This window comes from Oleiphilus sp. HI0086 (genome assembly GCF_001635225.1).
The window spans coordinates 1-997 of record NZ_LWFZ01000995.1; the positions used below are offsets into that span (position 1 = coordinate 1).

Genomic DNA, 997 nt, shown 5'->3' on the forward strand with positions numbered 1-997 from the left:
CTTTTTTTATACTTCTAGTCTGAGAAGCCCTACTGAAGGAGGGGAGTGCTTGGTTGGTCTGACGCTGTCACCTACCACTTTGCAGTGGCCAGTAATTGAGTTAATGCCTGCAGACCTTTGCCTTTATTGCTGAGTTTCCATGCCATAAAGCATTCATGATTATTTACCTTAGCAAGCTTAAGCTCCTTCAGCTTGCCACTCTCAATGGCTTGGTGAATACGTTTTCGCGGCAAGTGACCAATACCTATACCTGCTAATATGGCTTCGACCTTTTGATCCATGGTTTGTACATAAAAGGTTTTCCCTGCATCTGTGAGCCCGGCGCTGCGCGACACCTCCAGTATTGAGGTGTCATGGGTAACAACGCGTCTTAACTTAGGCAGTATTTCGGTGAGCCTCTGTGTATCTAAGGCGAGTTCAGCAAGTTGATGGGACGTGGCAATAACCGGTATTAGGTCGGTGTCTGTTAGTGGAATTGCGCGGAAGCCTTTTTGTAATGGTACCGGTCCTGGCGCGCCGACAAGGAGTTCTACGCGGTCTTGCTCAAGTGCTTCCCAGCCGCCGTTAAGTACGCACTCAATTAGATCAACTTCTACATTTTCGTGTTCGGCCAGAAAGTCAGACAGCACATCATATAGTACAGGTTGATTCAGCGTGGACTCCATCGCGATTCGTATTTTCGGCTCCCAACCCGTGGCAACTTCTTTTGCTGAATTAGCCAGCTGAGAAGTCGCCATCAGAATCTTTCGCCCTTCTTGCAAAATTAGCTGCCCTGCGGGGGTTAATACCGAGCGTCGACCTTGACGCTGAAACAAAGTGATACCCAATTGTTCTTCGAGCTTCTGAATAGCATAAGAAACGGCCGAGGTGGCTTTCTTCAATTCTTCAGATGCTTTTGCATAGCTTCCTCGTCTATCTATCGCGTCTAAGGTTTCTAAGGCTTCAATAGTGATCGGGTTTCTAATCATTAAGGTTCCATAAAGATTGTTCTAATTAT

Annotated in this window: 1 protein-coding gene; it reads right to left on the minus strand. The window is 46.7% G+C overall.

Going from position 1 to position 997, the window contains the following annotated elements; genetic code table 11:
* Positions 1–71 precede the first annotated feature (71 nt).
* Positions 72–968: a LysR family transcriptional regulator gene (locus A3756_RS17975; protein ID WP_068554157.1), complete on the minus strand. Its 897-nt coding sequence runs from the start codon at positions 966–968 to the stop codon at positions 72–74.
* Between the last annotated feature and the right edge of the window lie 29 nt (positions 969–997).

Coding starts and splice junctions, on each gene's coding strand:
- A3756_RS17975 (WP_068554157.1), bottom strand. CDS start 968: ATGATTAGAAACCCGATCACTATTGAAGCCTTAGAAACCTTAGACGCG.